Origin of the sequence: Pseudomonas hamedanensis, assembly GCF_014268595.2 — a bacterium.
GTDB classification, from domain to species: domain Bacteria; phylum Pseudomonadota; class Gammaproteobacteria; order Pseudomonadales; family Pseudomonadaceae; genus Aquipseudomonas; species Aquipseudomonas hamedanensis.
The window spans coordinates 1,851,128-1,877,342 of the sequence record NZ_CP077091.1 but is presented as its reverse complement, the minus strand read 5'-3'; the positions used below and the strand labels follow the sequence as shown (position 1 = coordinate 1,877,342).

The 26,215-nt window shown below is 56.4% G+C and carries 22 protein-coding genes and 4 tRNA genes; 21 read left to right on the top strand and 5 right to left on the bottom strand.

Translation table 11 applies throughout. The features are described 5' to 3' along the window. Positions 1 to 4: 4 nt before the first annotated feature. The 15 genes from HU739_RS08095 to HU739_RS08025 all read left to right on the top strand — a co-directional run bounded on the left by HU739_RS08095 (position 5) and on the right by HU739_RS08025 (position 14,618). Entirely contained in the window at positions 5 to 637 is a 633-nt protein-coding gene (locus tag HU739_RS08095) for a phosphoribosylanthranilate isomerase (protein WP_186552361.1), read from the top strand. 200 nt (positions 638 to 837) lie between these two features. Then, entirely contained in the window at positions 838 to 1,758 is a 921-nt protein-coding gene (gene accD / locus HU739_RS08090; protein WP_186552362.1) for an acetyl-CoA carboxylase, carboxyltransferase subunit beta, read from the top strand. Next, positions 1,755 to 3,062, top strand: coding sequence for a bifunctional tetrahydrofolate synthase/dihydrofolate synthase (gene folC, locus HU739_RS08085; protein WP_186552363.1), 1,308 nt, complete (start codon positions 1,755 to 1,757; stop codon positions 3,060 to 3,062). Before accD ends, folC begins: the two co-directional genes overlap by 4 nt. Next, positions 3,046 to 3,702 (top strand): SPOR domain-containing protein, encoded by a 657-nt coding sequence (locus tag HU739_RS08080; RefSeq protein ID WP_186552364.1) that lies wholly within the window; start codon positions 3,046 to 3,048, stop codon positions 3,700 to 3,702. Before folC ends, HU739_RS08080 begins: the two co-directional genes overlap by 17 nt. A gap of 98 nt (positions 3,703 to 3,800) precedes the next feature. Then, positions 3,801 to 4,361: a CvpA family protein gene (locus HU739_RS08075; protein ID WP_186552365.1), complete on the top strand. Its 561-nt coding sequence runs from the start codon at positions 3,801 to 3,803 to the stop codon at positions 4,359 to 4,361. A 41-nt stretch (positions 4,362 to 4,402) separates the two neighbouring features. Beyond that, positions 4,403 to 5,908, top strand: a complete 1,506-nt coding sequence (purF, locus tag HU739_RS08070; protein ID WP_007956466.1) for an amidophosphoribosyltransferase — start codon at positions 4,403 to 4,405, stop codon at positions 5,906 to 5,908. A 73-nt stretch (positions 5,909 to 5,981) separates the two neighbouring features. Beyond that, on the top strand, positions 5,982 to 7,193 hold the full coding sequence (locus HU739_RS08065) for an O-succinylhomoserine sulfhydrylase (RefSeq protein ID WP_186552366.1): 1,212 nt from the start codon (positions 5,982 to 5,984) through the stop codon (positions 7,191 to 7,193). Continuing rightward, positions 7,190 to 7,966 carry an SDR family oxidoreductase gene (locus HU739_RS08060; RefSeq protein WP_186552367.1) on the top strand — a complete coding sequence of 259 codons (777 nt, stop codon included), beginning with the start codon at positions 7,190 to 7,192 and terminating at the stop codon, positions 7,964 to 7,966. The genes HU739_RS08065 and HU739_RS08060 overlap by 4 nt, the downstream gene beginning before the upstream one ends. Positions 7,967 to 8,183: 217 nt before the next feature. Further along, positions 8,184 to 8,259: transfer RNA gene (locus HU739_RS08055), tRNA-Val, on the top strand. 55 nt (positions 8,260 to 8,314) lie between these two features. Beyond that, positions 8,315 to 8,391, top strand: a tRNA-Asp gene (locus HU739_RS08050). Positions 8,392 to 8,484: 93 nt separating this feature from the next. Continuing rightward, positions 8,485 to 8,561: transfer RNA gene (locus tag HU739_RS08045), tRNA-Asp, on the top strand. Positions 8,562 to 9,043: 482 nt separating this feature from the next. After that, a complete protein-coding gene (locus HU739_RS08040) occupies positions 9,044 to 11,875 on the top strand; it encodes a xanthine dehydrogenase family protein molybdopterin-binding subunit (RefSeq protein ID WP_186551957.1) in 2,832 nt (943 codons plus the stop codon). Beyond that, positions 11,868 to 12,407: a (2Fe-2S)-binding protein gene (locus HU739_RS08035; protein ID WP_186551956.1), complete on the top strand. Its 540-nt coding sequence runs from the start codon at positions 11,868 to 11,870 to the stop codon at positions 12,405 to 12,407. The genes HU739_RS08040 and HU739_RS08035 overlap by 8 nt, the downstream gene beginning before the upstream one ends. A 2-nt stretch (positions 12,408 to 12,409) precedes the next feature. Further along, a complete protein-coding gene (locus tag HU739_RS08030; RefSeq protein WP_186551955.1) occupies positions 12,410 to 13,645 on the top strand; it encodes a c-type cytochrome in 1,236 nt (411 codons plus the stop codon). A 1-nt stretch (position 13,646) separates the two neighbouring features. Then, on the top strand, positions 13,647 to 14,618 hold the full coding sequence (locus HU739_RS08025) for an XdhC family protein (protein WP_186551954.1): 972 nt from the start codon (positions 13,647 to 13,649) through the stop codon (positions 14,616 to 14,618). Between the two features lie 128 nt (positions 14,619 to 14,746). On the opposite strand, the gene HU739_RS08020 is transcribed toward HU739_RS08025, so the two are convergent. Then, the gene (locus HU739_RS08020; RefSeq protein ID WP_186551953.1) at positions 14,747 to 16,030 is read right to left on the bottom strand and encodes an NAD(P)/FAD-dependent oxidoreductase; all 1,284 of its coding nucleotides are present in this window, start codon (positions 16,028 to 16,030) and stop codon (positions 14,747 to 14,749) included. 182 nt (positions 16,031 to 16,212) lie between these two features. Here HU739_RS08020 and HU739_RS08015 point away from each other — a divergent pair. The 4 genes from HU739_RS08015 (at position 16,213) to HU739_RS08000 (ending at position 19,824) form a co-directional block, all read left to right on the top strand. Then, positions 16,213 to 16,289, top strand: a tRNA-Val gene (locus HU739_RS08015). A 670-nt stretch (positions 16,290 to 16,959) separates the two neighbouring features. Continuing rightward, positions 16,960 to 17,784: a hypothetical protein gene (locus tag HU739_RS08010; RefSeq protein ID WP_186551952.1), complete on the top strand. Its 825-nt coding sequence runs from the start codon at positions 16,960 to 16,962 to the stop codon at positions 17,782 to 17,784. 37 nt (positions 17,785 to 17,821) lie between these two features. After that, complete coding sequence (locus HU739_RS08005; RefSeq protein WP_202884249.1) at positions 17,822 to 18,514, top strand: hypothetical protein; 693 nt, start codon at positions 17,822 to 17,824, stop codon at positions 18,512 to 18,514. A gap of 104 nt (positions 18,515 to 18,618) precedes the next feature. Continuing rightward, entirely contained in the window at positions 18,619 to 19,824 is a 1,206-nt protein-coding gene (locus HU739_RS08000; protein WP_186551950.1) for a hypothetical protein, read from the top strand. A gap of 553 nt (positions 19,825 to 20,377) precedes the next feature. Here the strand turns inward: HU739_RS08000 and HU739_RS07995 are convergent. Together HU739_RS07995 and HU739_RS07990 are read right to left on the bottom strand one after the other, a co-directional pair. Continuing rightward, the gene (locus HU739_RS07995) at positions 20,378 to 20,947 is read right to left on the bottom strand and encodes a recombinase family protein (RefSeq protein ID WP_186551949.1); all 570 of its coding nucleotides are present in this window, start codon (positions 20,945 to 20,947) and stop codon (positions 20,378 to 20,380) included. 631 nt (positions 20,948 to 21,578) lie between these two features. Further along, positions 21,579 to 21,800 carry a helix-turn-helix domain-containing protein gene (locus tag HU739_RS07990; protein ID WP_186551948.1) on the bottom strand — a complete coding sequence of 74 codons (222 nt, stop codon included), beginning with the start codon at positions 21,798 to 21,800 and terminating at the stop codon, positions 21,579 to 21,581. On the opposite strand from HU739_RS07990, the gene HU739_RS07985 reads away from it, so the two are divergent. Continuing rightward, the gene (locus tag HU739_RS07985; protein ID WP_225922850.1) at positions 21,723 to 22,247 is read left to right on the top strand and encodes a hypothetical protein; all 525 of its coding nucleotides are present in this window, start codon (positions 21,723 to 21,725) and stop codon (positions 22,245 to 22,247) included. The genes HU739_RS07990 and HU739_RS07985 overlap by 78 nt on opposite strands. A gap of 795 nt (positions 22,248 to 23,042) precedes the next feature. Here HU739_RS07985 and HU739_RS07980 read toward each other — a convergent pair. Together HU739_RS07980 and HU739_RS07975 are read right to left on the bottom strand one after the other, a co-directional pair. Then, the gene (locus HU739_RS07980) at positions 23,043 to 23,669 is read right to left on the bottom strand and encodes a helix-turn-helix domain-containing protein (RefSeq protein ID WP_186551947.1); all 627 of its coding nucleotides are present in this window, start codon (positions 23,667 to 23,669) and stop codon (positions 23,043 to 23,045) included. Positions 23,670 to 24,091: 422 nt separating this feature from the next. After that, positions 24,092 to 25,048, bottom strand: coding sequence for a tyrosine-type recombinase/integrase (locus tag HU739_RS07975; protein ID WP_186551946.1), 957 nt, complete (start codon positions 25,046 to 25,048; stop codon positions 24,092 to 24,094). Between the two features lie 657 nt (positions 25,049 to 25,705). On the opposite strand from HU739_RS07975, the gene HU739_RS07970 reads away from it, so the two are divergent. Further along, positions 25,706 to 26,161 carry a DUF2214 family protein gene (locus tag HU739_RS07970; protein ID WP_186551945.1) on the top strand — a complete coding sequence of 152 codons (456 nt, stop codon included), beginning with the start codon at positions 25,706 to 25,708 and terminating at the stop codon, positions 26,159 to 26,161. Positions 26,162 to 26,215 lie beyond the last annotated feature (54 nt).

Below are 26,215 nucleotides of genomic sequence, written 5' to 3'. Positions count from 1 at the left end.
CGACATGTCCGCCGTTCGCAGCAAGATTTGCGGCATCACCCGTATAGAAGACGCTTTGGCTGCGGTTGAGGCCGGCGCGGATGCGATCGGCCTGGTGTTTTACGCCAGGAGCCCGCGTGCGGTGAACGTGCAACAGGCGCGGGCGATCATCAGTGCACTGCCGCCGTTCGTGACCACCGTGGGTCTGTTCGTCAACGCCAGCCGCTGCGAGCTGGGCGAGATCCTCGACGCGGTGCCACTGGACTTGCTGCAGTTCCATGGCGACGAAAGCGCCGAGGCCTGCGAAGGCTGGCATCGTCCGTACATCAAGGCGCTGCGGGTCAAGGCCGGCGATGACATTGCCGCCGCCTGCGATGCCTATCCCGGCGCCAGCGGTGTGCTGCTCGACACGTATGTCGAAGGGGTGCCTGGCGGAACTGGCGAGGCGTTTGACTGGTCACTGATTCCGCAGCGCTTGAGCAAGCCGCTGATTCTCGCGGGTGGCTTGACGCCGCAAAACGTTGCTGACGCTGTGGCGCGGGTCAAGCCGTACGCGGTGGATGTCAGCGGCGGGGTAGAGGCGAGCAAGGGCATCAAGGATCACCACAAGATTCGCGCATTCATCAACGCGGTGCGCGGCAATACATCGCCGATGTGACGGCTGGCAGTCTGCCGCCGTCCATCAATGCACTTGCACACAGCAGGCGCGGCTGAGGGTTTCTGGATCGCACGCAGGTCATGTTTCGCGCTGACCGCGGCTGTTCACCAACCATCGCCACACACATGAATTTAGCTCAAGGGCATACGCGGGGCTGCGAACCAGAGCGTTCGGGCCGCCGGTACTGGAGAAAAGAAAGCATGAGCAACTGGTTAGTAGACAAACTGATCCCTTCGATCATGCGTTCCGAGGTCAAGAAGAGCTCGGTGCCTGAAGGTCTGTGGCACAAATGCCCGTCTTGCGAGGCTGTGCTGTATCGTCCGGAGCTGGAAAAGACCCTGGACGTTTGCCCCAAGTGCAACCATCACATGCGCATCGGCGCACGCGCGCGCATCGACATCTTCCTCGATGCCGGGGGCCGCAACGAACTGGGCGCCGATCTGGAGCCGGTTGACCGTCTGAAATTTCGCGACGGCAAAAAATACAAGGACCGTCTGACCGCGGCCCAGAAGCAGACCGGTGAAAAGGACGCGTTGATCTCCGTCAGCGGCACCTTGCTCGGCATGCCGGTGGTGGTTTCGGCGTTCGAGTTCAACTTCATGGGCGGTTCCATGGGCGCCATCGTCGGTGAGCGCTTTGTACGCGCCGCCAACTACGCCCTGGAAAACCGTTGCCCGATGATCTGCTTCGCCGCTTCCGGCGGTGCGCGCATGCAGGAAGCCCTGATCTCGCTGATGCAGATGGCCAAGACTTCCGCCGTGCTGGCGCGTCTGCGCGAAGAGGGCATTCCCTTCATCTCCGTGCTGACCGACCCGGTCTACGGTGGTGTTTCCGCCAGTCTGGCAATGTTGGGCGACGTGATTGTCGGCGAGCCGAAGGCGCTGATCGGTTTTGCCGGTCCGCGGGTGATCGAGCAAACCGTGCGCGAAAAACTGCCGGAAGGTTTCCAGCGCAGCGAGTTCCTGCTGGAGCACGGCGCGATCGACATGATTATTCATCGTCAGGAGTTGCGTCCGCGCCTGGGTAACCTGCTGGCACAAATGACCGGCAAGCCGACGCCGAAATTCGTTGCTGCGCCCGTCGAGCCGATCGTGGTCCCGCCGGTGCCTGCCAACGTATGACCGAGCGCACCCTTGGCGAATGGCTCGCCTACCTTGAGCAGTTGCATCCGTCCGCCATCGACATGGGGCTGGAGCGTTCGCAACAGGTAGCGTCCCGTATGGGGCTGGGCCAGCCGGCGCCTCGGGTGATTACGGTCACCGGCACCAACGGCAAGGGATCGACCTGCGCGTTCGTGGCTTCGTTGCTGCGCGCGCAGGGCCTGAGCGTAGGTGTCTACAATTCCCCGCATCTGCTGCGTTATAACGAGCGGGTGCAGCTCAATGGCGTCGAAGCCACTGACGCGCAGTTGTGCGAAGCCTTCGCGGCGGTCGAGGCCGGGCGTGGCGACACTTCCCTGACGTACTTCGAAATGGGCACTCTGGCGGCGTTCTGGCTGTTTCAGCAGGCCGGCCTTGATGCGGTGGTTCTGGAAGTCGGTCTGGGCGGGCGTCTGGACACGGTCAACGTGGTCGATGCCGACATCGCTCTGGTCACCAGTATTGGCGTCGATCACGCCGATTATCTGGGCGATACCCGCGAATCCGTAGCCTTTGAGAAGGCCGGTATTTTCCGTCAGGGCAAGCCTGCCTTGTGTGGCGATCTGAATCCTCCGCAACCGCTGCTCGACAAGGCGCGCGAACTGGCTTGCCCGTTCTTTCTGCGCGGGCGCGATTTCGACCTCGGTGTTACCGATCAGCACTGGCAGTGGCGTGGTACCGATGCGCAGGGGCAGGCAGTCGAATTGCACGACTTGCCGTTGCTTGATCTGCCGATGGAAAACGCCGCACTGGCGTTGCAGGCCTATCTGCTGCTCGGCTTGCCGTGGGAGGCGGGGCAAATTGTGGCGGCGTTGCAGGCGACGCGCGTGGTCGGGCGTCTGGATCGTCGCGTGTTCGAGTGGCAGGGCAAGCGCCTGAATTTGTTGCTGGATGTCGGTCACAATCCGCATGCCGCTGAATATCTCGCTCGTCGGCTGGCTGCGCGCCCGCCGGCGGGCAAACGTCTCGCCGTGTTCGGTCTGCTGGCGGACAAGGATCTCGATGGTGTTGTTGGCGAATTGAATGCTAGTGTCGCGCATTGGGCCGTTGCACCGTTGGATTCGCCGCGCGCCCGCCCGGTGGCCCAATTGCACGCTGCCTTGCAGAACCTGGGTGCTTCGGTCGCGTCGTACGATAGCGTGGCGGCCGCTCTGGAAGGGCAGTGCGCTGTAGCGACCGGCGACGACGAGATTCTGTTGTTCGGATCATTTTATTGTGTCGCCGAGGCCCTTGAATGGTTGGCCCGGCGCTCCACGGAGGACGCGGCAAATGGCTTTGCTGGATAAAGCGTACAAGCAGCGCATGGTCGGTGCTTTGGTGCTGGTGGCGCTGGCGGTGATTTTCCTGCCAATGCTGTTTTCCCGTCAGGATGAGCAGCGTCAGGTGACTGTCGAGGCGCCGGCGGCTCCGCAAGCGCCGGTCGTGCCGCAAGTGCAAATGGAAACCGTGGCGGTGCCGGAGCCGCAAGCCTTGCCGCAAGAGCCGGTACCGACTGACGAGGAAGTCACGCAGGATATCGCGCCTGCCGCCCCGGTGGCGCCCGCGCCTGCGCCAGTCGCCCCCATCGCTATCGCCAAACCGGCTGCGCCGCCGGCGGTGGCCAAGCCGATTCCGGCGCCGGCCCAGCCGATCGTGTCCGCAACGAGCAAGCCTGACACCACGCAAAGCCGCGTCGATGCCAACGGCCTGTCGGTAAGCTGGTCGGTGCAATTGGCCAGTCTGTCGAGTCGCGCCAGTGCCGAGAGCCTGCAGAAAACCCTGCGCAGTCAGGGCTACAACGCCTACATTCGCTCTGCGGATGGCAAAAACCGGGTGTTCGTAGGTCCACTGATCGAGCGTGCCGAAGCCGACCGTCTGCGTGACTTGTTGAGTCGTCAGCAGAACCTCAAGGGCTTCGTTGTCCGTTTCCAGCCTGAACGTGGCTGAAATCTATCACTCCGATTGAAAAGCACTGACAATCGCAGCTTACCGAGTGGCATGCGCTCTGCTAAAATGCGCCGCCTTATCCGTCTGTAGGCTGCACTGTGCCATTTACCTGGGTTGACTGGGCGATCGTTGCAATCGTCGCCATCTCCGCTTTGATCAGTTTGAGCCGCGGCTTCGTCAAAGAAGCATTATCGCTGGTGACCTGGATCATCGCAGGAGCGGTTGCCTGGATGTTCGGTGGCTCATTGTCCGAGTACCTCGCCGGATACATCGAAACCCCATCGGCTCGCGTGATTGCGGGCTGTGCCATCATGTTTGTCGCCACACTGATCGTGGGCGCAATGATCAATTATCTTATCGGCGAGTTGGTTCGCGTCACCGGGTTGTCCGGGACCGATCGATTCCTCGGCATGGCTTTCGGCGCTGCGCGTGGCGTGCTGCTGGTGGTCGTGGCGGTCGGGCTGTTGAGCCTGGGGCCGGTACAGCAGGACGGGTGGTGGAAAGAATCACAGCTCGTGCCAAAGTTTCTATTGGTCGCCGACTGGTCCAAAAACCTGATTCTCGGGTGGAGCAGTCAGTGGCTTGCCAGCGGAATCAGCGTACCCGCTGATATTCCGTTCAAGGAGCAACTCTTGCCGTCGGCGAAAACGCCACAGTGAGTGTTGTTCAGTTCAGATCCATTAAGTAGGGGTTGCGTCGCATGTGTGGCATCGTCGGTATCGTCGGTAAGTCGAACGTCAATCAGGCGCTGTATGACGCGCTAACCGTGCTCCAGCACCGCGGCCAGGACGCTGCCGGTATCGTGACCAGCCATGATGGCCGGTTGTTCCTGCGCAAGGACAATGGCCTGGTGCGTGACGTGTTCCAGCAGCGTCACATGCAGCGTCTGGTCGGTCACATGGGTATCGGTCACGTCCGTTACCCGACCGCCGGCAGCTCGACGTCGGCCGAAGCCCAGCCGTTCTACGTCAACTCGCCTTACGGCATCACCCTGGCGCACAACGGCAACCTGACCAACGTTGAACAGTTGGCCAAAGAGATCTATGAATCCGACCTGCGTCACGTCAACACCAGTTCCGACTCGGAAGTGTTGCTCAACGTGTTCGCTCACGAACTGGCGCAACGCGGCAAGCTGCAACCGACCGAAGAGGACGTGTTCGCCGCTGTGACCGACGTGCATAACCGTTGCGTTGGCGGTTACGCGGTGGTGGCGATGGTGACCGGCTACGGCATCGTCGGTTTCCGCGACCCGCATGGCATCCGTCCGATCGTGTTTGGCCAGCGTCATACCGACGAAGGCGTCGAGTACATGATCGCCTCCGAAAGCGTTTCGCTGGACGTGCTCGGTTTCACCCTGATCCGCGACCTGGCGCCGGGCGAAGCGGTGTACATCACCGAAGACGGCAAGCTGCACACCCGTCAGTGCGCGACCAATCCATCGCTGACTCCGTGCATCTTCGAACACGTTTATCTGGCGCGTCCGGATTCGATTATCGACGGCGTGTCGGTTTACAAGGCACGTCTGCGCATGGGCGAGAAGCTCGCCGAGAAGATCCTGCGCGAGCGTCCGGAACACGATATCGACGTGGTCATCCCGATTCCGGACACCAGCCGTACAGCGGCGTTGGAACTGGCCAACCATTTGGGCGTGAAATTCCGCGAAGGTTTCGTCAAGAACCGTTACATCGGCCGCACCTTCATCATGCCGGGCCAGGCAGCGCGCAAGAAGTCGGTACGCCAGAAGCTCAACGCCATCGAGCTGGAGTTCCGCGGCAAGAACGTGATGCTGGTCGACGACTCGATCGTGCGCGGCACCACCTGCAAGCAGATCATCCAGATGGCCCGCGAAGCCGGCGCGAAAAACGTCTACTTCTGTTCGGCGGCACCGGCGGTTCGCTTCCCGAACGTGTACGGCATCGACATGCCAAGCGCTCACGAACTGATCGCACACAACCGCTCGACGCAGGACGTCGCTGACCTGATCGGCGCCGACTGGCTGATTTATCAGGACCTGCCTGACTTGATCGAAGCGGTCGGTGGCGGCAAGATCAAGATCGAGAACTTCGATTGCGCCGTGTTCGACGGTAAGTACGTGACCGGTGACGTCGACGAGGCTTACCTGAACAAGATCGAACAGGCGCGCAACGATGCCTCGAAGGTCAAGACCCAGGCGGTCAGTGCGATCATCGATCTGTACAACAACTGAGTTTCAACCGGCCCTGAGGGGCCGGTTTTGTATCTGACTTTTATTTTTCGAGAACACAGCAAGGAGTGACAGCATGAGTCAGGAATGGGATGCCGGTCGGCTGGACAGCGACCTTGAAGGCGTAGCGTTCGATACCCTGGCCGTCCGTGCCGGTCAGCACCGTACGCCGGAAGGCGAACATGGTGATCCGATGTTCTTCACCTCCAGCTATGTGTTTCGCACCGCTGCCGATGCTGCCGCGCGGTTTGCCGGGGAAGTGCCGGGTAACGTTTACTCGCGCTACACCAACCCGACCGTGCGTGCGTTCGAAGAGCGCATCGCCGCACTGGAAAGCGCCGAGCAGGCCGTCGCGACGGCAACCGGCATGGCTGCGATCATGGCGGTGGTGATGAGCCTGTGCAGCGCTGGCGATCATGTGCTGGTGTCGCGCAGTGTGTTCGGTTCGACCATCAGCCTGTTCGAGAAATACTTCAAGCGCTTCGGCGTTGAAGTCGATTACGTGCCGCTGGCTAATCTCTCGGCCTGGGAAGCGGCGATCCAGACCCATACCAAATTGTTGTTTGTCGAGTCGCCGTCCAATCCTCTGGCCGAGCTGGTCGACATCGCCGCGCTGGCAGAAATCGCGCACGCCAAAGGCGCGATGCTGGTGGTCGACAACTGCTTCTGCACGCCTGCGTTGCAGCAGCCGCTGAAGCTGGGCGCGGATATCGTCGTGCACTCGGCGACCAAGTTCATCGACGGCCAGGGTCGTTGCATGGGCGGTGTCGTCGCCGGTCGCAGTGAGCAGATGAAGGAAGTCGTCGGCTTCTTGCGTACGGCCGGGCCGACCCTGAGCCCGTTCAACGCATGGATCTTCCTCAAAGGTCTGGAAACCCTGAATCTGCGGATGAAGGCGCATTGCGCCAACGCGCAGGCATTGGCCGAATGGCTGGAGCAGCAGGACGGTATCGAAAAAGTCCATTACGCCGGTCTCAAGAGTCATCCGCAGCACGCGCTGGCCCAGCGTCAGCAGAAGGGCTTCGGTGCCGTGGTCAGCTTTGAGGTCAGGGGCGGCAAAGAGGGCGCATGGCGTTTCATTGATGCGACGCGGCTGATTTCGATCACCGCCAACCTCGGCGACAGCAAAACCACGATTACACACCCAAGCACGACCTCCCATGGTCGCTTGGCGCCGGCGGAGCGTGAGGCAGCAGGCATTCGTGACAGTCTTATCCGCGTTGCGGTCGGGCTGGAAGACGTGGCAGATCTGCAGGCCGACCTGGCACGCGGTCTGGCGGCGTTGTGATCGAGTTGTCCACACCGTCGGCCAATACCCATGGCCGCGTTGCGTTGGTCACCGGTGCCGCGCGCGGCATCGGGCTGGGCATTGCGGCGTGGCTGATCAGCGAAGGCTGGCAAGTGGTGCTGACCGATCTCGATCGGGCGCGCGGTTCGAAAGTGGCGAAGGTGCTCGGCGAAAACGCCTGGTTCATCGCCATGGACGTAGCTGACGAAAATCAGGTCGCGCTAGGTGTTGCCGAAGTGTTGGGGCAGTTTGGCCGGCTCGATGCACTCGTCTGCAACGCGGCGGTGGCCGACCCGCACAACATCACTCTGGAAAGCCTTGATCTGGCTTATTGGAATCGGGTGCTTGCAGTGAATCTCAGCGGGCCGATGTTACTGGCCAAGCACTGTGCACCGTATCTGCGTGCGCACAACGGTTCGATCGTCAACCTGGCATCGACCCGTGCGCGACAGTCCGAGGCGGACTCTGAGGCGTATGCGGCGAGCAAGGGCGGCTTGCTGGCGCTGACCCACGCGCTGGCAATCAGCCTTGGGCCGGAAATCCGCGTGAACGCCGTCAGCCCGGGCTGGATCGATACTCGTGATCCCTCGGTGCGGCGGGCCGAGCCTCTGGCTGATGCCGATCACGCCCAGCATCCGGCGGGCAGGGTAGGCACGGTCGAGGACGTGGCGGCAATGGTTGCATGGCTATTGTCGAGGAATGCCGGGTTTGTGACTGGCCAGGAATTCGTCGTCGATGGCGGCATGACGAAAAAGATGATCTACAGCGAGTAAGGTCGCCTTTTTCGCCTGACTTTGCGTTGAATCAACTGACGCCTTCGCGAGCAAGCTCGCTCCCACATTTGGAATGCAATCCCCTGTGGGAGCGAGCTTGCTCGCGAAGGCGGTCTTGCAGGATGGAAGCAATTTCGTCTTTTTCAGAAAAACTTCAATCCCGCTATTGACTTAGCTTCGCCACCTGCGTAAATTTCGCGGCCTCGGAGATGCAAACGGGTGATTAGCTCAGCTGGGAGAGCGTCTGCCTTACAAGCAGAATGTCGGCGGTTCGATCCCGTCATCACCCACCACTCCCGAGAAGCTTGCGCAAGCAAGAGAGTAGGCTGAAAGTGCCTGCACCGACGCGCAGCGGTAGTTCAGTCGGTTAGAATACCGGCCTGTCACGCCGGGGGTCGCGGGTTCGAGTCCCGTCCGCTGCGCCATATTTTACGAGTCAGACATGTCTGGTTCGCGATTGCAAAGCACCGAAGCTTTCAATCAAAACGAGTTACTTGAGCGCAAGCTCAAAGCGATACGCAGCGGTAGTTCAGTCGGTTAGAATACCGGCCTGTCACGCCGGGGGTCGCGGGTTCGAGTCCCGTCCGCTGCGCCATATCTGTTTCAAGGACCACTGAACGCCTTGAAACACCGAAGTCAGCCATTGGTTGAGTCGGAATCGATAGCAAAGACCCTGGTCGAAAGACCGGGGTTTTTTGTGTCTGAAATTTGTCCTTTCCTCTTCCTTTCTCGAAACTTCTGCACAAGTCCTGTAGGAGTGAGCCTGCTCGCGATAGCGGTTTGTCAGTCACGAGCATCGGCGACTGGAATACTGCTATCGCGAGCAGGCTCACTCCTACAGGGATCTGATTTCAAATCACATGGTGCGATGCCACGTCGCATTGATTTTTTGATTATTTAGTCAGGTTTTTGTAACTGGTTGTTTGCTGCGGCCTCAGAAACCTTTAAAGTTAACCTTTCGGTCAGCTTTGCACTGTCAACACAGCTCTTTGCTTCGCCAGAAAGGGCTTCTGCACGACTCGAGATTCCCAGTACATAACCAAAAGGGCGGACCCATAACCGCCCAGAGGATGATCCATGTCTAACCGTGATATATCCCGGCGCTCGTTCCTTCAGAGCGGGCTGGTGGCGGGTGTGAGCGTCACGCTTACACCGCTCAGCAGTCAGGCGCTGGCTGCCTTGATGGAAACCAGTGTGACCGTGCCCTCCGAGCAGTGGCTCGGCAACAACGGCAAGGCGCGGCAACGTAACGATGCCCTGTCCAAGGTCTGCGGGGCCAAAGTATTTGCCCGCGACATCCGTGCCAAGGACATGCCGGGCTGGCCGCAGCAGCAAGGTCACGCCATGCTGCTGAAAACCATCAAGGCCGACCGCATCTATGACGGCTACGACTTGTCGTGGCTCGGCGCCGATCTGCAGCCGGACCGCATCGTCACCGCCGCCGACCTGGACAAGGACGGTATCGTCTTCCCCGAAGAGCACGCCCCCGATCCGTTGCTGCCGCAAGGCAAGGTGCCGATGTTCATCGGTCACCCGGTGGCGATCCTGATCTGGAATGATTTCGAGCGCTTTCGTCAGGCCAAGAACCAACTCAAGTTCAACGACAAGGCGATTCGTTACGGCGCCAAAGTGCCGTTCTACGAAGGCGACCCCTACGGCAGCTTCCGCTATGTGCGCGTCGGCGGCCCGACCTCGGCAGACGAAGACGAGTTCGCCAGCCTCAAGGACTCGATCCTGTTCCCGATGTTGAAAAACCGCCGTCCGGTGTGGAATTCCCAACCGAACCTGCACGGCAACCTGACCGAGCGTGGTCTGTTCTACGCCGAACGGATGAAGAAACAGATTGATACCCCGCCAGACAACTGGCTGGTGTTCGATGAGCGCTACAAGACGCCATCGATCGAGCCGGCTGCACTGGAGCCGGACAACGGCAACGGCTGGTACGACCCGAAAACCAAGACCCTGCATTTCGTGGTGGCGACTCAGTGCCCGCTGGAAGTGGCGACCGATACCGCGAAAATGATCGCGCCGTCGCGCTTCGGCCTCGCCAATCTGAACCTCCACCCAGGTTACACCGTCGGTTACGGCTCCAAGGACCACAACATTTTTGTCTACTACGCAGCCCTCGCTGCGCTGTATGGCGCCGGTGTGCCGGTGCGTCTGGCCAATGATCGCTACGAGCAGTTCCAGAGCGGCATCAAGCGCCACCCGTTCGACATCCGCTACCAATTGGCCGTGGACAAGAATGACTACACCTTCAAGATCTTCCGCGCCGAGATGAGCGTCGACGGCGGTGGCCGGATCAACTACAGCCCGTCGGTGGCCGCGGTTGGCGCCACCGCGGCGCAGTCGATCTATTACATGCCGCAGAATGATCTGCAGGTCACCGCGTATCACTCGCGGGCGGTAGAAGCGGGTTCGATGCGCGGCTACGGCACTCTGCAGAGCATGGCCTCGACCGAGATGATGGTTGACGAAATTGCCGATCGCCTGGGTGTCGACGCGATCGATTTACGCCGCAAGAACGCCCTGCGTTCGGGGATGAAAAACACTCAAGGCGCGATCCCGGCCGGTGCGCTGCGCCTGCACGAGATTCTCGACAAGGCCGCAGTCCACGACGTCTGGAAAAATCGCGACGCAATCAAGCAGCAGCGCGAAGCGGCTGACCCGGACAACTGGTATGGCGTCGGTTTCGCCATCTGCCAGAAAGACTTCGGCACCGGTTCCGAAGCGCCGATGGCGAGCATCGAGTTCACCGCCGACGGGCGCATCACCTTGCGCCACATCGGTATCGAGATCGGCACCGGAATGTCCACCTCGCAAGCCTTGGTCGTGGCAGATTTCCTCGGCAGCCCGGCGCACGAAGTGAAGACCGGTGAAACCGAATGGAAGGAGATGCAGCTGATCACCAGCGGCAACCCTTACATCATGAGTCAGGCCGAGCAAGACACGCTGCTGCGCAACCCGCGCTGGGTCGGCAAATTGGCGTCGGCGTCGTCGGCGACCAACTCGGCTTACTACTTCAGTCACGCCACCCGTGAAGCCGCGCGCGTACTGTTCAACCACGGCCTGTGGCCGGCAGCGCTGGAGATCTGGCGTCAGGGCCCGTATGGCGGCCAGGCCAACCCTTACGTGGTGCGTCGCGAAGATGCGCATTGGGTTGACGGCAAGCTGACCGCCAACGGTATGCAGCCACTGAGTTTCGAGGAGCTGGCCAAGCGTGCCCACGAACGCGGTCTGGTGACCGGTGCCACAGTGCACGGTTTCAACCGCTGGAGCTGGGCCGAGGCTGAATACAGCATCGACGGCGTGCGCGAGCGGCTGCCGCTGGACGGTCTTGCGGTGAAGTACGGTGAGGGTGCGCCACAAGCGAAAAAGGCGCAGATGAACAGTGCCGGTTTCCACTTGCTCGATCGCCAGAACGTCAACTACCCGGTGGTTCAACTGAACAACGCAGCAGTGACTTACTACAGCCCGGTCGCCACGCTGGTCGAACTCAAAGTCAACAAAGGCTCGGCGCAAGTTGAAGTACTCAACCACCATTCATGGGTCGAGTGCGGGCGTGTGTTGGTTGAAGAGCTGGTCAAGGGCCAGCTCGAAGGCGGTATCGCCATGGGAATTGGTCACGCGCTGATGGAAGAAATGCCGTTGTACGAAGGCGGGCCGGGGGAGGGTGACTGGAACTTCAACCGTTACCGTTTGCCGATGGCGCGCCACGTTGCGGTGTGGAAACAGACCGCGGAAATTCTGCCGCCGCTGTCGCCAAGCGATCCGTCCAAAGGCATCGCCGAGGTGGTGATGATCCCGATTGTCGGTGCCATCGGTAACGCCGTGGCCCATGCCATCGGTAAACGTGTTCGCGATCTGCCCATCACTGCTGCGCGCATCAAGGAGGCCCTCAATGGCTAACCGTCCGCTTCAACTGACTCTCAACGGTCAATCCGTCGGCCCGGTGGACATCCCTGATGACCTGCCGATGATCGACTATCTGCACGAATACAAAAACCTCACCGGTTCGCGCCTGGGCTGCGGCCAAGGCATCTGTCATGCCTGTGTGGTGATCGTCGATAACCCCGACGGCACCAGCGAAGAAGTGCGCACCTGCATCACCGGCGCGCATTACTTCGAGGGCAAGAAGGTTCGCACGATTGAAGGCCATGCGACCCGCGACGAGCAGGGTCAGGTCACCGCGCTGAACCCGATCCAGCAGCGCTTTGTCGATGAGTTCGCCTTTCAGTGCAGTTACTGCGCGCCAGGCTTCGTCAACGCCGCGACGGTGCTGGTTGAAAAGCTGCAACGCCAGCCAATCGTCAAAAGCCGGCTCGAACAGGTCATCGAGGAAAGCCTCGGTCATCACGTCTGCCGTTGTACAGGGTACGTGCGTTACTACAACGCTACCCGCAACGTGCTGACTGATCTCGGTTTGGTCAAGGAGGGTTGAGCATGAAGCTGTTACTGACCCGCCTGACCCTGGCGCTCGGGCTGGCTGCGCCGCTGCTGTTTGCACATGCCGACGATCAGGTCAAGCGCGGCGAGTACCTCGCCCGCGCCGCTGACTGCATGGCCTGCCACACCGCGCCGGGTGGTGCGCCTTATGCGGGCGGCCTGCCGATCGTGTCGCCGTTCGGCACGATCTACGGCACCAACATCACGCCAAGCAAGGAACATGGCATCGGTTTGTATAACGACGACGAGTTCTTTGCGGCGCTGACCGAGGGCAAGCGGCGGGATGGTGCGAACCTGTATCCGGCGATGCCGTATACCTCGTATCACCTGATGCCGCGCGCCGATTCCGATGCAATTCACGCTTACCTGAAAACTATCGAGCCGATCGACCGTGCAGCACCGGTGACCAGCCTCAGCTTTCCATTCAACGTCCGTCTGGGCCTGACCGGCTGGAACATGCTGTACGGCAAAGACCTCAAGCTGGAGCCAGCCGAAGGTAAAAGCGAAGCGTGGAAGCGTGGCCAGTACATGGTGGATGTGCTCGGCCACTGCGGTGAATGCCACACCCCGCGCGGCCTGCCCGGCGCGATGCAACTGGACAAGCGCATGACCGGCGGCATTCTCAATGGTTATCTGGCGCCGAGTCTGCTGGCCACCGACTTGGCGGCTCGTGGCTGGAACCAGGAGGATCTGAGCACCTTCCTTAAACACGGCATGAGCGCGCAAGGGACGATGTTCAACGAGATGTTCCCGGTGTTCCACAACAGCACGCAAGGCCTCGACGATGCCGATCTGGCGGCGATGGCGACGTTCTTGCTCGGCGACAAACCTCCAGTGGCCCAAGCGCTTGTTGAGGTACCGGCAGAGAAGCTTGGCGTCAGTGCCCAGCGCGGTCGTCAGGAATATTTGAACGTCTGCGCCGGATGCCACGCGGTCGGTGGCGAAGGCAAACCGCATATCGCGGTGGCCATGCGTGGCAACACCACGTTGCGTCTGGACGACCCACGCAATCTGTTGCGCGTCATCGAAGATGGTATCGGCGAGCAGAAGTTCTCCGGCTTTGAACACATGCAGCCGATGCCTGGCTTCGCCGACAAACTCAGCCCGGAGCAATTGACCGATCTGCTCAATTATCTGCGCCAAGGCTGGGGCGGGCAGCCCGCTGAACTGGCGGTGAGCGAAGTGCAGAAGCTGCAAGCGGATGCGCCGTCGATCGAGCACAAGGCGCACTGACATGCAGCATCTTGATCTGCAAGTGGTGCGGCGGGCGCTGGAGTGGTCGGCAGCGGGGCGGCGCATTTGGTTGTGCACGGTGCTGACGACTTACGGTTCGGCACCGCGTGCGCCAGGATCGCTGCTGGCGGTGAACGATGGTGGACAGTGGATCGGTTCGCTGTCTGGTGGCTGCGTCGAAGAGGATTTCCTCGAGCGCGTCGCCGAAGGTGCGTTTTTCGATCCGGTCAGCATCGTGCGTTACGGCGCCGGCGAGGACCCGCGCTCGCGGGTCAGTCTGCCGTGTGGCGGCATTCTCGATGTGCTGGTCGAGAAACTAGATGCCGACTGCGCGGTGCTGATGCACTTGCGAGAATTGCAATCGGCGCTGTTGGGGCAGCGTCGCTTGATTCGCGAGATCGATCTGGTCAGTGGTGCGCGCAGTCTGTTCGCTGATGGCGAGCAGGGTGCGCGGATTGCGCGCGAAAACGATCGGGTACGCATTCGTGTTGGCGCGGCGCAGCGCTTGTTGCTCGCCGGCTATTCCAGTGTGGCGCAGGCGTGCGCCGAGTTTGCGCTTGGGCTCGGGTTTGAAGTGATTCTCTGCGATCCGCGCGACGAGGTGCTTGAAGGTGTGCTGCTCGACGGCGTGGAAATCCGTCGGCAATTGCCATCGATGTTTATTGCCGATGGCGGTTGTCATCGCGACACGGCGGTGGTGGCACTGACTCACGATCCGCGCATCGACGATCTGGCGATGATGGAAGCGGTGCGCACTGACGCTTTCTACATCGGCGTGATGGGATCGCTGCAGACATCGCAAAAGCGTTTCGAGCGCTTGCGGCGCATTGGTGGTTTGAGTGAGGCGGAACTGGCGCGGATTCATGCGCCGATCGGTCTTAATCTTGGCAGCAAGACACCGGCAGAAATTGCCTTGGCGGTGCTGGCGGATATCCTGCGGATTCGCAGAGGGATTGCCCGCGACCAGCTCTGATCCAAAGCCTTGCTGAATCTACTGTGGCGAGGGGATTTATCCCCGTTGGGCTGCGCAGCAGTCCCCTCCTGCTCAAGAGGGGGCGCTGCGCACCCCAACGGGGATAAATCCCCTCGCCACAATGGTGTTTATAGGCCGTACTTATCCCGCAACCCGTAATACCAGGCCCCCATCGCCGCAAACGGCGTACGCAGCAATTGCCCGCCCGGGAACGGGTAATGCGGCAGATCAGCGAACGCATCGAAACGCTCAGCCTGCCCACGCAACGCCTCGGCCAGCACCTTGCCGGCGAGGTGCGTATAAGTCACGCCGTGGCCGCTGCAGCCCTGCGAGTAATAAATGTTGTCACCCAGACGCCCAACCTGCGGCAGGCGCGACAAGGTCAGCAGGAAGTTGCCCGTCCAGGCGTAATCAATTTTTACATCCTTGAGTTGCGGAAAGGCCTTGAGCATTTTCGGGCGAATGATCGCTTCGATATTCGCCGGGTCCCGCGCGCCGTACACCACGCCGCCGCCGAAGATCAGGCGTTTGTCAGCCGTCAGGCGGTAGTAATCGAGCAAGTAATTGCAGTCTTCGACGCAGTAATCCTGCGGCAACAGGGTGTTTGCCAGCTCATCGCCCAGCGGTTGCGTGGCGATCACCTGCGTGCCGCAGGGCATCGATTTGGCGGCCAGTTCCGGCACCAGATTGCCGAGGTAGGCGTTGCCGGCAACGATGATGAATTTCGCCCTGACCTTGCCTTGCGGGGTGTGCACGACCGGATTGGCGCCGCGCTCAATGCGCACCGCAGGCGACTGCTCATAAATAGTGCCACCGAGGGATTCGACAGCAGCCGCTTCGCCGAGCGCCAGGTTCAGCGGATGAATATGTCCGCCGCTCATGTCGAGCATGCCGCCCACGTACTGATCGCAAGCCACGACTTCGCGGATCCGGTGCTGATCGAGCAGTTCGAGTTGGCTATGGCCGAAACGCTCCCAAAGGCGCTTTTGCGATTCCAGATGGCCCATCTGCTTCGCCGTCAGGGCGGCGAACACGCCGCCGTCCTTCAAATCGCACTGGATGTTGTACGTGGACACGCGTTCACGAATGATCCGGCCGCCTTCGAAAGCCATCTGCCCAAGCATCTGCGCCTGCCGAGGGCCAACGCTGCGCTCGATCACATCAATATCACGGCTATAGCTATTAACGATCTGCCCGCCATTGCGCCCCGAGGCACCGAAACCGACCCTGGCCGCTTCCAGTACCGTCACGCGAAAACCGCTCTCCAGCAGGAAGAGGGCAGAGGACAGCCCGGTATACCCGGCGCCGATCACGCAGACATCCGTCTCTACATCGTCCTGCAGGACAGGGCGTGGCGGTGCGGGATTGGCCGACGCCGCATAATAAGACTCTGGGTAAGGGGTGTTCGCCATCCTGCAGCCTCTGTTTAATATATTTTACGAGTGCGCCGATCCTACCCGAGTTGAAAAACCTCCGCCAGCCACTGAAAATCTCTGTCGGCACGCTGAAATTAAATATTTTGCATATTCATAGGGTTAGGTGAAAAAAAGGTGTTGACACCCCTACGGAATTCCGTAGAATGCCGCCTCACAGCAGGCACGTAGCTCAGTTGGTTAGAGCACCACCTTGACATGGTGGGGGTCGTTGGTTCGAGTCCAATCGCGCCTACCAAACAAAATCCGCTCTGCTGGGCGGTCTGGAAGGGCTCACCGAAAGGTGAGCCCTTTTTTGTGCTTCGGATTTCATGCAGAACGTTCACAAAATATCGGGTTCGTTCACACTGGGCAATGTGAACGCCTACAAGGTCTGTCCTTAGCTGTGATTCTTCTGTATGTCGCAGGAGGGGAGTGGCGCGTTGTGCTGTGGAGGGGTCTTAGTGAGCGTGTGACGTGATGGTTGCTAGCCGCGACGGTGAAATTGTATGTCGGGGTGTGGCTAGCGGAGTTGTCACCCATACCATCCAAATTCTTGAATTCTCAAGGATTTATTTCTCGAAACTCTCGAAGTGTGACAGCGTTTAGGTACACCTAAGTGGTGCACTTGCGTGTCAATAATGCCTTTCTTATTTCTCATCGCCAACAGACTCGGATGATGCACACTCCACGTCTTTTCCGAACCGTTCACGGCCGTTCCAGTCTGCCTGTGATTGGAGGGGGCTTGTCTTCAGATATGTCCGCCTTGCGACGAGCCTGAAACGTAGTGCAAAGTGCCGACGCGTGAGGTATAAAGCGATTGATGGCTAACAGCCATATCAGCCCGGTTGGCGGCATCTAATGAAGATGGAAGCCCTAGGGATTGAGGACTAAAATTTGGGGATACCATTTCCCCGTCAAGGAGCATTATGCCAGTCAATCTGGACATCGTTATCGATACCGCAGAATACGAAGTTGATATGAAATCCGGGTTAGATACGATGCAGGGAATATCTGACGCCACACGAATGATTGGTGAGACACTATTACTCGGGAAGGTTCCTGAAAGAATCACAGCTAAGAGTAGTATACGAACTACACTAAAGAAGACATTCAAAGGTTCGTATGGCCTTTCTTTTAGGTTGGATGTGCTGGATGAAGAGCCTCGGAAAGAGTTGCGGAGAATAGGTAACTCCGTATTCACGGAGCTCATGGGGTACTTCATGAAGGAGGCGCTATACATCGAAACGCATGATCCCTCTGATAAGGCTCAAAAAGTATTAGATAAGCTCGGTGATAATGCTGAAGATTTAATCAAACAGCTTCGGCTTTCTGTAATGAAGAACGTTCATGAGGTTGCTATCAAGTTTGATTATGATGTGTCAGTTAAGTACCGAAAGAGTTTCGAGGAGAGAATTCCACTAGCGAGGTTTACCAAAGACACAGTTCACGCTGTTCAAGCTACAAAAACCGACGAAAGGCTTAATCTGATGGCTAGTATTAGGCGCTTCAACACGAATACAGGTAACGGAAGGCTTCAGCTAGAAGGGGAGGAGGAAACTGTAGCGTTCGGATTTCGGGTAAACTACAGGGACGTTGACTTCGCCATGAAAAAGAAATTCTCTGAAAACCTTGATAAAAATAACGGTATTGAAGTCGAGAGATGGGATTATCTTGAACTGGTTGCAAATCCTATACGCCTTCTGGATGGGCGTGTGGTTAAGTATCTAGTAGTTGGCTTCATCGATGCTTAATAAGTACGTGGTCATATCTGCAGTCCTAGCGTTCCTAGTGCTGTTTTCCTATTTTGCACAATTCTACCTAAATCTTCATTATCCTGTTTCTGACGATCCCGAGCAGTGGGGGCAGCTTGGGGATTATATTGGTGGTATTCTAAACCCTTTGCTAAGTTTTGTCTCTATAGTTTTGCTTATTCGATCTTTGTCTATACAGGTGGAAGCTAATAAGGAATTGAAAGCAGAGGTGGAGGCCTCAAGGAAAACAGAAAGGCTCCGCTCATTCGAAATGCAGCTTTTTAATATGCTTGACTCGCAAAAAAGTTACTTTGATTCTTTTCGGTTAAGCATTGATGTAGATGGCACCTTAGCAAGGTTTTCGGGTGGCGAGGCCGTTATAAAGATTGAGGATGACGTTGAGCAGCTTCGGCGTTCAGGGGCCGACGTTGGGCTTGTGGTTGAGTATTTGGAGCGCGCTGACTCGACAGATCAGATATATGGGCTCACAAGAACTTTTTACAACATGGTCAGGATTGTTGATGAAAAGTTGAGCGATTCCAATGGTTTTTGTGAAGAGGATAGAAGGTCCCACTACTTAACAATAATAAACTTCACTGATTTTTCGTTGTTGCGTTTGATTATGATGAGTGCTCAGTTTTTGGATTTTGCGTCAACCAGTTATTTGCGGTCTAATTCGGCGTTTAATTCCGTGCTTGGTAGTGTTGAGCTGAGCTACGATTTGTATTGAGGTCTTGAATCGCTTGGCGGAGCTTGGCCGAGATATCCGTAATGTCGACGGGAGTACGAAGAGCCAAGGCGAGCTAACGCCTTTTCTTAAATAAGGAGCGAACCTTGGACAAAGATCGCCAGGACTACTTTCTAAAACTGGAAGTGATCCCGCCTAAGTTACTGGTCAAGATTCTAATAGAAAAGCGTCAGCCAAAAGGCTTTTCGGGTTGGATTCTAAAAAACGAAATCAGACCAATAAGCATCTACTGTTACCTCTACGCCAAGTATGGCCCACCTAATGGTTTCATGAATTTTCTGAGGAATGATTCTTCCGATAACTTAATACATTGGGAATGGACCCTAATGAATGATGACGGCATGGTCATGTTTCAAGGTCATAACTACCGTACCGAAGTTCAGTTTTTAGGAAGTTTTAACCGGCCAGAAATTACCAAAGCTAATCTTGTATCGCAAATCAGGGCAGACCTTGGTGCTTATGGCAAGCAGATGACGGCCATTCGTATGCAGCTTGAAAAGTGGACTGAGTTTGTGAATCCTTACTACAGCATAGAATCAACGATTGAGACTCAGCTCAACAAGCTGAGAGAGCTTAACTTGTCACCAGCAGTAGACAGAGTGCATACCCCCACCTCCGCAGAGGAAATGCAAACCTATCAAGAAAGATTTTCGGAGATGGCTGAAAGATACACCTTCGGCACCGGACTCGCATTCGGCTTGAGGTGCATGCTTCCTGTGCTGGCAGAAACCTTCATCAATCTTTTAATCTTCGCACTAGCCAAAAGCGAGATGAGGGAAGACGACCTCAAGTACAGGAACTTTGTTTCAGACACGATATCAAATAGACTACAACTACTGCATATTAACTGCATGGGACTTGAGCGACCGGTTGATCATTCACACGTCTCTTGTAGAAGCTTCTATCAGCTCATGAATGACAGGAACGATTTGCTGCACGGAAACTTTAACGTCAACAAGCTAAAAATCGGTGAGGTGTACTTTAATGGTAGCGTGCCAGTGAAGTACGAGTATGGTGATCTATGGCAGGACACGCTTGGCGTTAGAATCGAAAGTGTCAAGCTTGAATATATTGAGGCTAACTACTCTGTCGTTCGGGAGTTTATCTCCTATTTGCTGTCATTGCTCTCGGAGAAGGTTAAGTATCAGATTGAACTCATCATGAGCGTTCGTGATCTTGGGTATAGCGAAAAGATGAGTAGAATGGGGGTGCTTTTCTCTTCAAGAGCTGTAGAGGGTTTCATGTTCTTTGAGAGTGAATTCATGACTTCAGAGCCTTCACCAGACGAATGATCTTTTACGGTATAAATCCCCGCCGCCACCCGGAAAGACTTTGCATTGTTGGAACTGCTTCAAATCTAACTGGCAAAAATAATGAATGGGCTGTGTGGTGTGTTGCGTTTTGAAAGCGGGGGTTAAAGAGACACCCTCTTAACGCGAACACGGCCACGCTGTTTTGAAAGCTGAGTGATTCTAAAATAAGTGATGGAAACCCTACGCACGGCTTATCCTCTGTGGCTGCTCACAAGGCTTCTGGGGAGTCAATCAGGGGCAAGTGTTGGGCTGTATTGAGTTGTAATGGCGTTGCTCGTAGGTGCTGTCAGACGCTTGGTGATACAGCGTTGTGACTGCCTGAATTGAGGACATGAAAAAGCCCGCGACAGAGCGGGCTGTGTGTTCGTGCTTACGTTGTTGGTCGTTGTGGCTGCTGTGTAACTTCGGACACTGGTGTGCATGACGGTGTGAGCTGAAACCCTTACAGAGCGTGGCCTGTGGAGGTATTACACTTCAATCTTCATTCCGGTATACACCTACCTAAATGGGGCCGGGGCGAATCTTTTGGGCGTCAGGCTTTATTCCAATGACGCTTGACTGTGGCAATGCCAATACCGAGTTCGGCTGCTGCCTGTGCCTGTGTCATGTCTTTGGCCTTCAGGCGCTGCACTGATGCTGTCGTGTCGGTTGCTTCTGGGCGTCCTAGCTTCTTACCTTCAGCCTTGGCACGGGTCAGGCCCTGTTGAGTACGCTCGATCAGCAAATCACGTTCAAATTCAGCGACAGCCCCTAACACTTGCATGGTCATCTTACCCGCTGCACTGGTGAGGTCTACGCCACCTAGGGCGAGGCAGTGAACACGGATTCTTGTGGTTGCAAGGTGCTCGACTGTCTGACGCACATCCATGGCGTTGCGACCTAAGCGGTCCAACTTGGTAACGATCAGCACGTCACCAGATTCCATACGATCCATCAGCTTCTGAAAGCCGGGGCGTTCGTTGGCGGCGATGCTGCCTGAAATGGTTTCCTCGACTACGCGGCTCGATTGCACATCGAAGCCAGCAGCTTTAACTTCCTGCACTTGGTTGGAGGTGAATTGCCCAGCAGTGGAAACGCGGCAGTACAGGAATGTGCGTGACATGGTGAAGGCTCCGTATCATTTAACGTGGCATCAGTATGCCAAGGTATCATCAATGTACGAAGACTATTTTTATGGTGCGTAATGCCGCCCGTCCGGAAGGTATCGTTTAACGGTCGTTTTATGATGCTGCATCAGGACAACTGCAAGCATCATGGCTTAAGGCTATAGTTAAGCCGCCACGATGGGATGGCATTAACGAAGGATTGAAGATGGCACTCTATAAGAATGGAAAGGCCCTGACCCACAGTGAGGATGCGGCGTTCGATCAAACCCACACTCCGGGCACCTCGGCTCCATATGCAGGTATCTACAAGTGCACTGGATGTGGGGATGAAATCGCAATAGCAGGAGGGCACACCCTTCCACCACAGAACCATCGTCAACATTCAGTTGGGGCTAGAATCTTGTGGCAACTATTGGTTCATCCGGTGCAACAGAGCTAGTTAGATTTGAGATAGGAGTGTTTGGCCGTCCATGACTAGTTTGGACGGCCTCTATTTCGTGAGCATCCTTCGTCAGAGATCGTAGGACCGATGTAAAGCGGCTGCTCCGCCACAACAATGCTTGCTGCTTGAGGCTCTGTGAACAATCGGGGACTGGAGTGGCTTGGTGCGAGATGGGGACTAGCTCTTCAAAGATCGCGGAGCAAGTCGGATAGTGTCATTCCCAAGCCGTCCGCGAGCACCTTGGCTGCTTCAAGGCTTGGGTTGGCAGTGCCTGTTTCTATACGTGACATATAGGTCCGCATGAATCCACATTTGTCCGCAAAGGCTTCTTGGCTGATGCCCTGCTGTTTGCGAAGGTCGCGGATTCTTTGGCCGAAAGCTGTTCTGAGTGTCTGGTTTGTATGCATCCGTGGATGATGGTGGGATGCTGTCTAATCGTGAACACACCAAAGCGTGACACACCAATCGTTACATTTTCATTTGGTAGTGGCATTATGCTGATCCTACTCATTGCTTTTTCGAAGGATCGCTTGATGAAGAACGTTTCTCGCTTGCTGTGTCTGCTACCACTAATCGCATCTGCTGCCGCTGTGGCAGACACCTACCCAAAGCGAACGCTGGTAGCTGGTTCGGTGGTTTGTTACAAAGCAGGGGACTGGACAAAGATGGTGGAGGCGTCGCTTGATCAGGATGAAGATGAGGCCGAACGCTTGATCAGTTCAGGCAAGTGCCGAACGATCTCTACTGCTACCAAGGTGAATTTCATAGAAGGTCCCAAGGACGGCGATAAGTCAGCACTTATTCAGCTTCCCAGCGGTAAAACAGCCATGACAGCCAATGGCTGGTTGCGTTGATTCTGCTCGAGAACTGACGTGAACCAATTACTTAGGACCAACCTTCAGTCGAACAAGGACGAACATGAACGATCAGATTTACTATCTGACCAGTCAGAAGAGAAAGACCAATCACATCCTGCACCTGCTGATGTGCATCCCTACGTGTGGGATTTGGCTCTTCGTCTGGGGCATCACCATGCGGAGCAATGACTGGCACAACAGGAAGATTGACAAACAGATTAGGCAGATTCTAGGGGCCAGTGGTAAACGTAGAAATGAAACGTGGATTGAGAGCGGACAGGAGTCCAAGTGGTAAGCAGAGCATTAAACCATAGAGCGAGTGCGTTACCAGCGTCACTGGACCGTTCGCACCTACGTTAGCTGGCGGCATCCTGAACGGATGTTCAAAGAAGGACATCCCTCGGGCGAACGCCCAATTTCTCCGCACCTCAACTCAACTGCGACACCACTTGGATTATCATCCAGATAAATAAACACATAACCACAACTTCCAGAAGAACTGCCGTTCTTGATGGTATGGTGAAGAGATAATCAACGGAGTTGAAAGGATGACACCGTGTCGCGGCGACACACGGTTATACCTTTCTTTTAGGGGAATTGATTGTCATCAATATTATTCCCCAGTAACACTTTAGGTAATTGAGCTACGACCTCCGGTCGAGGTGTATCGAGCTTAGACCTGTCGGTCTGGTGCGAGAAAATCCTTGTATATAATAGGACTTTCCCCAACCCCTTGAAGCTCGTGGTTTGCGGCAAGATTCCTGCGTAGCTTTTTTGAAAAAGTGATGTGAGCTATGCCGCGACTTTCGGTGCGGCCTCGGCAGGAATCGACCTGTCGTCTGCTGGGTCCAGATACCAGTGCTTCACGTATTCCTCCCGTGCATGGTCGTCGCCACGGAAGATAAGGCGAGGATTTACCGTCAGCTTGATCTCGCCTGTGCGAATGCCGCCATGTCGTGAGGTGCTGACTCTGACCATATTGCTGCTGATCAACGTGCCCAGTTTCTTCAACAGATTCGATTCTGACGTACCCAGCGCCTTCGCCAGATCAGCCTGAGACATGATGATGATGTTCCGGTACTGAACCAGCCCATGCAGTTTGTGGAGAGTGTGCATCATTGGGACAGTGATACGACAGTCCATGCCTGTCCGGCGCCATACCCCATGGGCTTGGTCCTGAGCGTCAGTCAGGGAGCGCAGAGTATGTGAAGGCAGCTTGCGGCGGTCTACGTGTGACAGGACCTCGTTCAGATCGTCAGCACTTCGGCATTTGCTGAGTTCTGGCTGGTAGTCAGGGCGTTCACTGAAGACAGAAGGTTTGTCGTCGTAGCCAACGATTTCGCCAGTAGTTGGTTTGATGAGCAATCCGTCAGCGTGAATGAGGGGTGTTGCGGTAAAAGCTGGGCAGTCGAATTCCATTGTCGTTCTCCTTTGTCAGTTCATTTGCATAGGCATTCCTCTCGGGTTGTGCCGGCTTGGTTTGGTAAATCACAGGCGTGAAAAAGCCCCCTTGCAAGACACCTGTTCGGTGGTCGCGGCGGAGGCTTCAACATTGTCTGTCTACCTACTGGGTAGGCTGAGAATTATACACGATTTCGATGAGTGGTCAAGATCAAAGGTTGACATGGGAAATTTAATCAGAAACTAATTTTCGAAGTGGAGACCGCTCTTTGCTTAGCCCAGACGATCAGTTCACCCCGTAAATACTGGGCGGAATGGAGCTGGGTGATTGGAGTAGGAAGAAATCAATGAAGGTTCTGCTGGGGTTTATCGATGGTTTGAGCGAGTTTCCGAGGCCGCCAACCCTCCAGTTAATCGAGGCTGGCAGCCCATTGGGTTGGTCAATCAATAAGGTGCAGCACATCTCTGACGTTCAAGTGAGAGTACCGCGCTACGGATCGAGTATCTCTGTGTCCTGAGACGATCATGATTTGGGCGTTGTTGAATCCTTTCTTCGCCACATTGGTGATTCTGGTGTGCCTGAGCTGGTGCAACCTGACGCTGCTATCAAGTCCAGCCTTTACGCGTGCCAGACGGACAGCCTGAGAGACTGCGTGGGGTGTGACAGTGAAGATCAAGCCATGCGGATGGCGATCTACGGTGGCCCAGAGTTCGGCGAGTTGAAGGATTTCAACAGCACGATGGGTGAGGGGGACAGACCTCGTTCCGTTCTTTCCGTCGATCACGTCGGCAATACGCTCATTGAGGTGCAGGCAGTCTTTGTTCAGTTTCAGGATTTCAGAGCGCCGCATGGCAGTCTCATATGCCAGTTCAACGATGAGCTTCATTGTTGGAGAAAGCTTCGCCAGTAATCGCTCAAGCTCGCTTGCACGTACCACCTTGTCAGAGGATCGATCAGGCTTTGGGAGTGCGATATCACTCACGGGGTTGTGAATGTCTATCAGTAACCCACGTTTAGCGAATCGATAGAAGCGTGACATGAATGCGAGCTGCGTTCTGCACGTGGACGGCTTGACCTTCTTCAATCGCATGATCTTGAAGTCATTGATCATCTGCGGCGTGATTTCATGAATAGGCTGCGTGAAATGCTTGCCTAGGTGCTCAACGATCTTTAGGGCGTGGTTGTAGCTTCCTTTACTCTTGAGCATGGTTTCGCAGTAAATCATCCCGAGCGTATAGATGGTGTGGCGCTTGCGATCCAACGTCACGGCTTCGATTTGTTTCGCCCATGACTCTGCTTCGGCCTTGGTGCTGAAGGTTTTCGACTGGGGAGATTTGCCTTTAACCCGTACCTGAGCATTCCAGTTGCCGGACGGAAGTAAGCGGAAATTTGCCATTGTTGACGCCTCATAGATGTGAATGGGCGTTCTGTGAAGTCCAAGAGCAGCAGGGCTAGGAGCATGCTTCTAGCAGACCTTGACATGGTGGGGGTCGTTGGTTCGAGTCCAATCGCGCCTACCAAACAAAATCCGCTCTGCTGGGCGGTCTGGAAGGGCCCACCGAAAGGTGGGCCCTTTTTTGTTGTCTGCGATTTGCAAAACTTTTGCAGAGGCCCCATTCCTGTACTTTTAGACATGCCGACTTAAACAACCTCTGCCTTGCCGCCATGCTTGCCCCCACGATTGTGGCCGCTCGAGAATGCATGATTCAGTCTGGACGTTCCGGGAAAGAGGTTGATGCCGGACGAAGCGTAAATCTGTCGGATATTTAACAGGTTACGAGTTTTTTTAACCGACCGGTTATCCAAAAAGCCTTGTTGAGGGTTGTGAATTTAAGTAACATCCGTCCCGCGTTCACCACCACGGTTTATGCATTTTTAAATCCCAAGCTTCCATCAGCTGCTTGGGATTTTTTTTGCCTGCGATTTGGCTTCTCCCGCCCCCTCGTTTTTTCTTCGCTGTCTCGCGACACCCGCGATACGCCGCGGCACGTTGCGGTTTTTTCGACTACTACTGACTGGCCGATTTTCTAACGATTGCCGATTGGGGGTAGCGATGCTGAGTCACTGGTTCCTCGCCGCTGTGCATCTTCTGGCTTTTGCCTTGGGCTTCTGGGCCGTGCTGACGCGTGGTGCGGCGTTCAGTCGTCTGGCGGCCGGTACGGGAGAGGTCGGGCGGGTTTTGCTGGCCGATAATCTCTGGGGAGTGTCGGCGCTGATCTTGCTCATCACCGGTGGAATGCGAGCCTTTGGTGGCTACGAAAAAGGTGCTGACTATTACCTTCATCAACCGCTGTTTCATCTGAAGATGACGCTGTTTGTACTGATTTTGCTAGTCGAGCTTGCACCGATGATCACATTGATTAAATGGCGGATCGGCAAGGCGCGGGGAGTGGTGTCTGATACCGGGCGAGCAAGGTTGTTTGCGCGTCTCAGTCACGTCGAAGCGCTGCTGCTGGCGCTCATGGTCATCGCGGCGACGGGTATGGCGCGGGGCATCTCTTTGGGGTAGGAGCGCGAATTCCCCGTGCGCTATCGGAAACGTCCGACAGTCAGTGACAGGAAT

Bases quoted from the DNA above. Each gene is read 5' to 3' on its own strand.
- HU739_RS07975 (WP_186551946.1), bottom strand. From the start codon at position 25,048: ATGGCAAATTTCCGCTTACTTCCGTCCGGCAACTGGAATGCTCAGGTA.
- HU739_RS07980 (WP_186551947.1), bottom strand. From the start codon at position 23,669: ATGGAATTCGACTGCCCAGCTTTTACCGCAACACCCCTCATTCACGCT.
- HU739_RS08065 (WP_186552366.1), top strand. From the start codon at position 5,982: ATGAGTCAGGAATGGGATGCCGGTCGGCTGGACAGCGACCTTGAAGGC.
- HU739_RS07995 (WP_186551949.1), bottom strand. From the start codon at position 20,947: ATGTCACGCACATTCCTGTACTGCCGCGTTTCCACTGCTGGGCAATTC.
- folC (WP_186552363.1), top strand. From the start codon at position 1,755: ATGACCGAGCGCACCCTTGGCGAATGGCTCGCCTACCTTGAGCAGTTG.
- HU739_RS08025 (WP_186551954.1), top strand. From the start codon at position 13,647: ATGCAGCATCTTGATCTGCAAGTGGTGCGGCGGGCGCTGGAGTGGTCG.
- HU739_RS07990 (WP_186551948.1), bottom strand. From the start codon at position 21,800: ATGCATACAAACCAGACACTCAGAACAGCTTTCGGCCAAAGAATCCGC.
- HU739_RS08030 (WP_186551955.1), top strand. From the start codon at position 12,410: ATGAAGCTGTTACTGACCCGCCTGACCCTGGCGCTCGGGCTGGCTGCG.
- HU739_RS08080 (WP_186552364.1), top strand. From the start codon at position 3,046: ATGGCTTTGCTGGATAAAGCGTACAAGCAGCGCATGGTCGGTGCTTTG.
- purF (WP_007956466.1), top strand. From the start codon at position 4,403: ATGTGTGGCATCGTCGGTATCGTCGGTAAGTCGAACGTCAATCAGGCG.
- HU739_RS08040 (WP_186551957.1), top strand. From the start codon at position 9,044: ATGTCTAACCGTGATATATCCCGGCGCTCGTTCCTTCAGAGCGGGCTG.
- HU739_RS08020 (WP_186551953.1), bottom strand. From the start codon at position 16,030: ATGGCGAACACCCCTTACCCAGAGTCTTATTATGCGGCGTCGGCCAAT.
- HU739_RS08095 (WP_186552361.1), top strand. From the start codon at position 5: ATGTCCGCCGTTCGCAGCAAGATTTGCGGCATCACCCGTATAGAAGAC.
- HU739_RS07970 (WP_186551945.1), top strand. From the start codon at position 25,706: ATGCTGAGTCACTGGTTCCTCGCCGCTGTGCATCTTCTGGCTTTTGCC.
- accD (WP_186552362.1), top strand. From the start codon at position 838: ATGAGCAACTGGTTAGTAGACAAACTGATCCCTTCGATCATGCGTTCC.
- HU739_RS08010 (WP_186551952.1), top strand. From the start codon at position 16,960: ATGCCAGTCAATCTGGACATCGTTATCGATACCGCAGAATACGAAGTT.
- HU739_RS08035 (WP_186551956.1), top strand. From the start codon at position 11,868: ATGGCTAACCGTCCGCTTCAACTGACTCTCAACGGTCAATCCGTCGGC.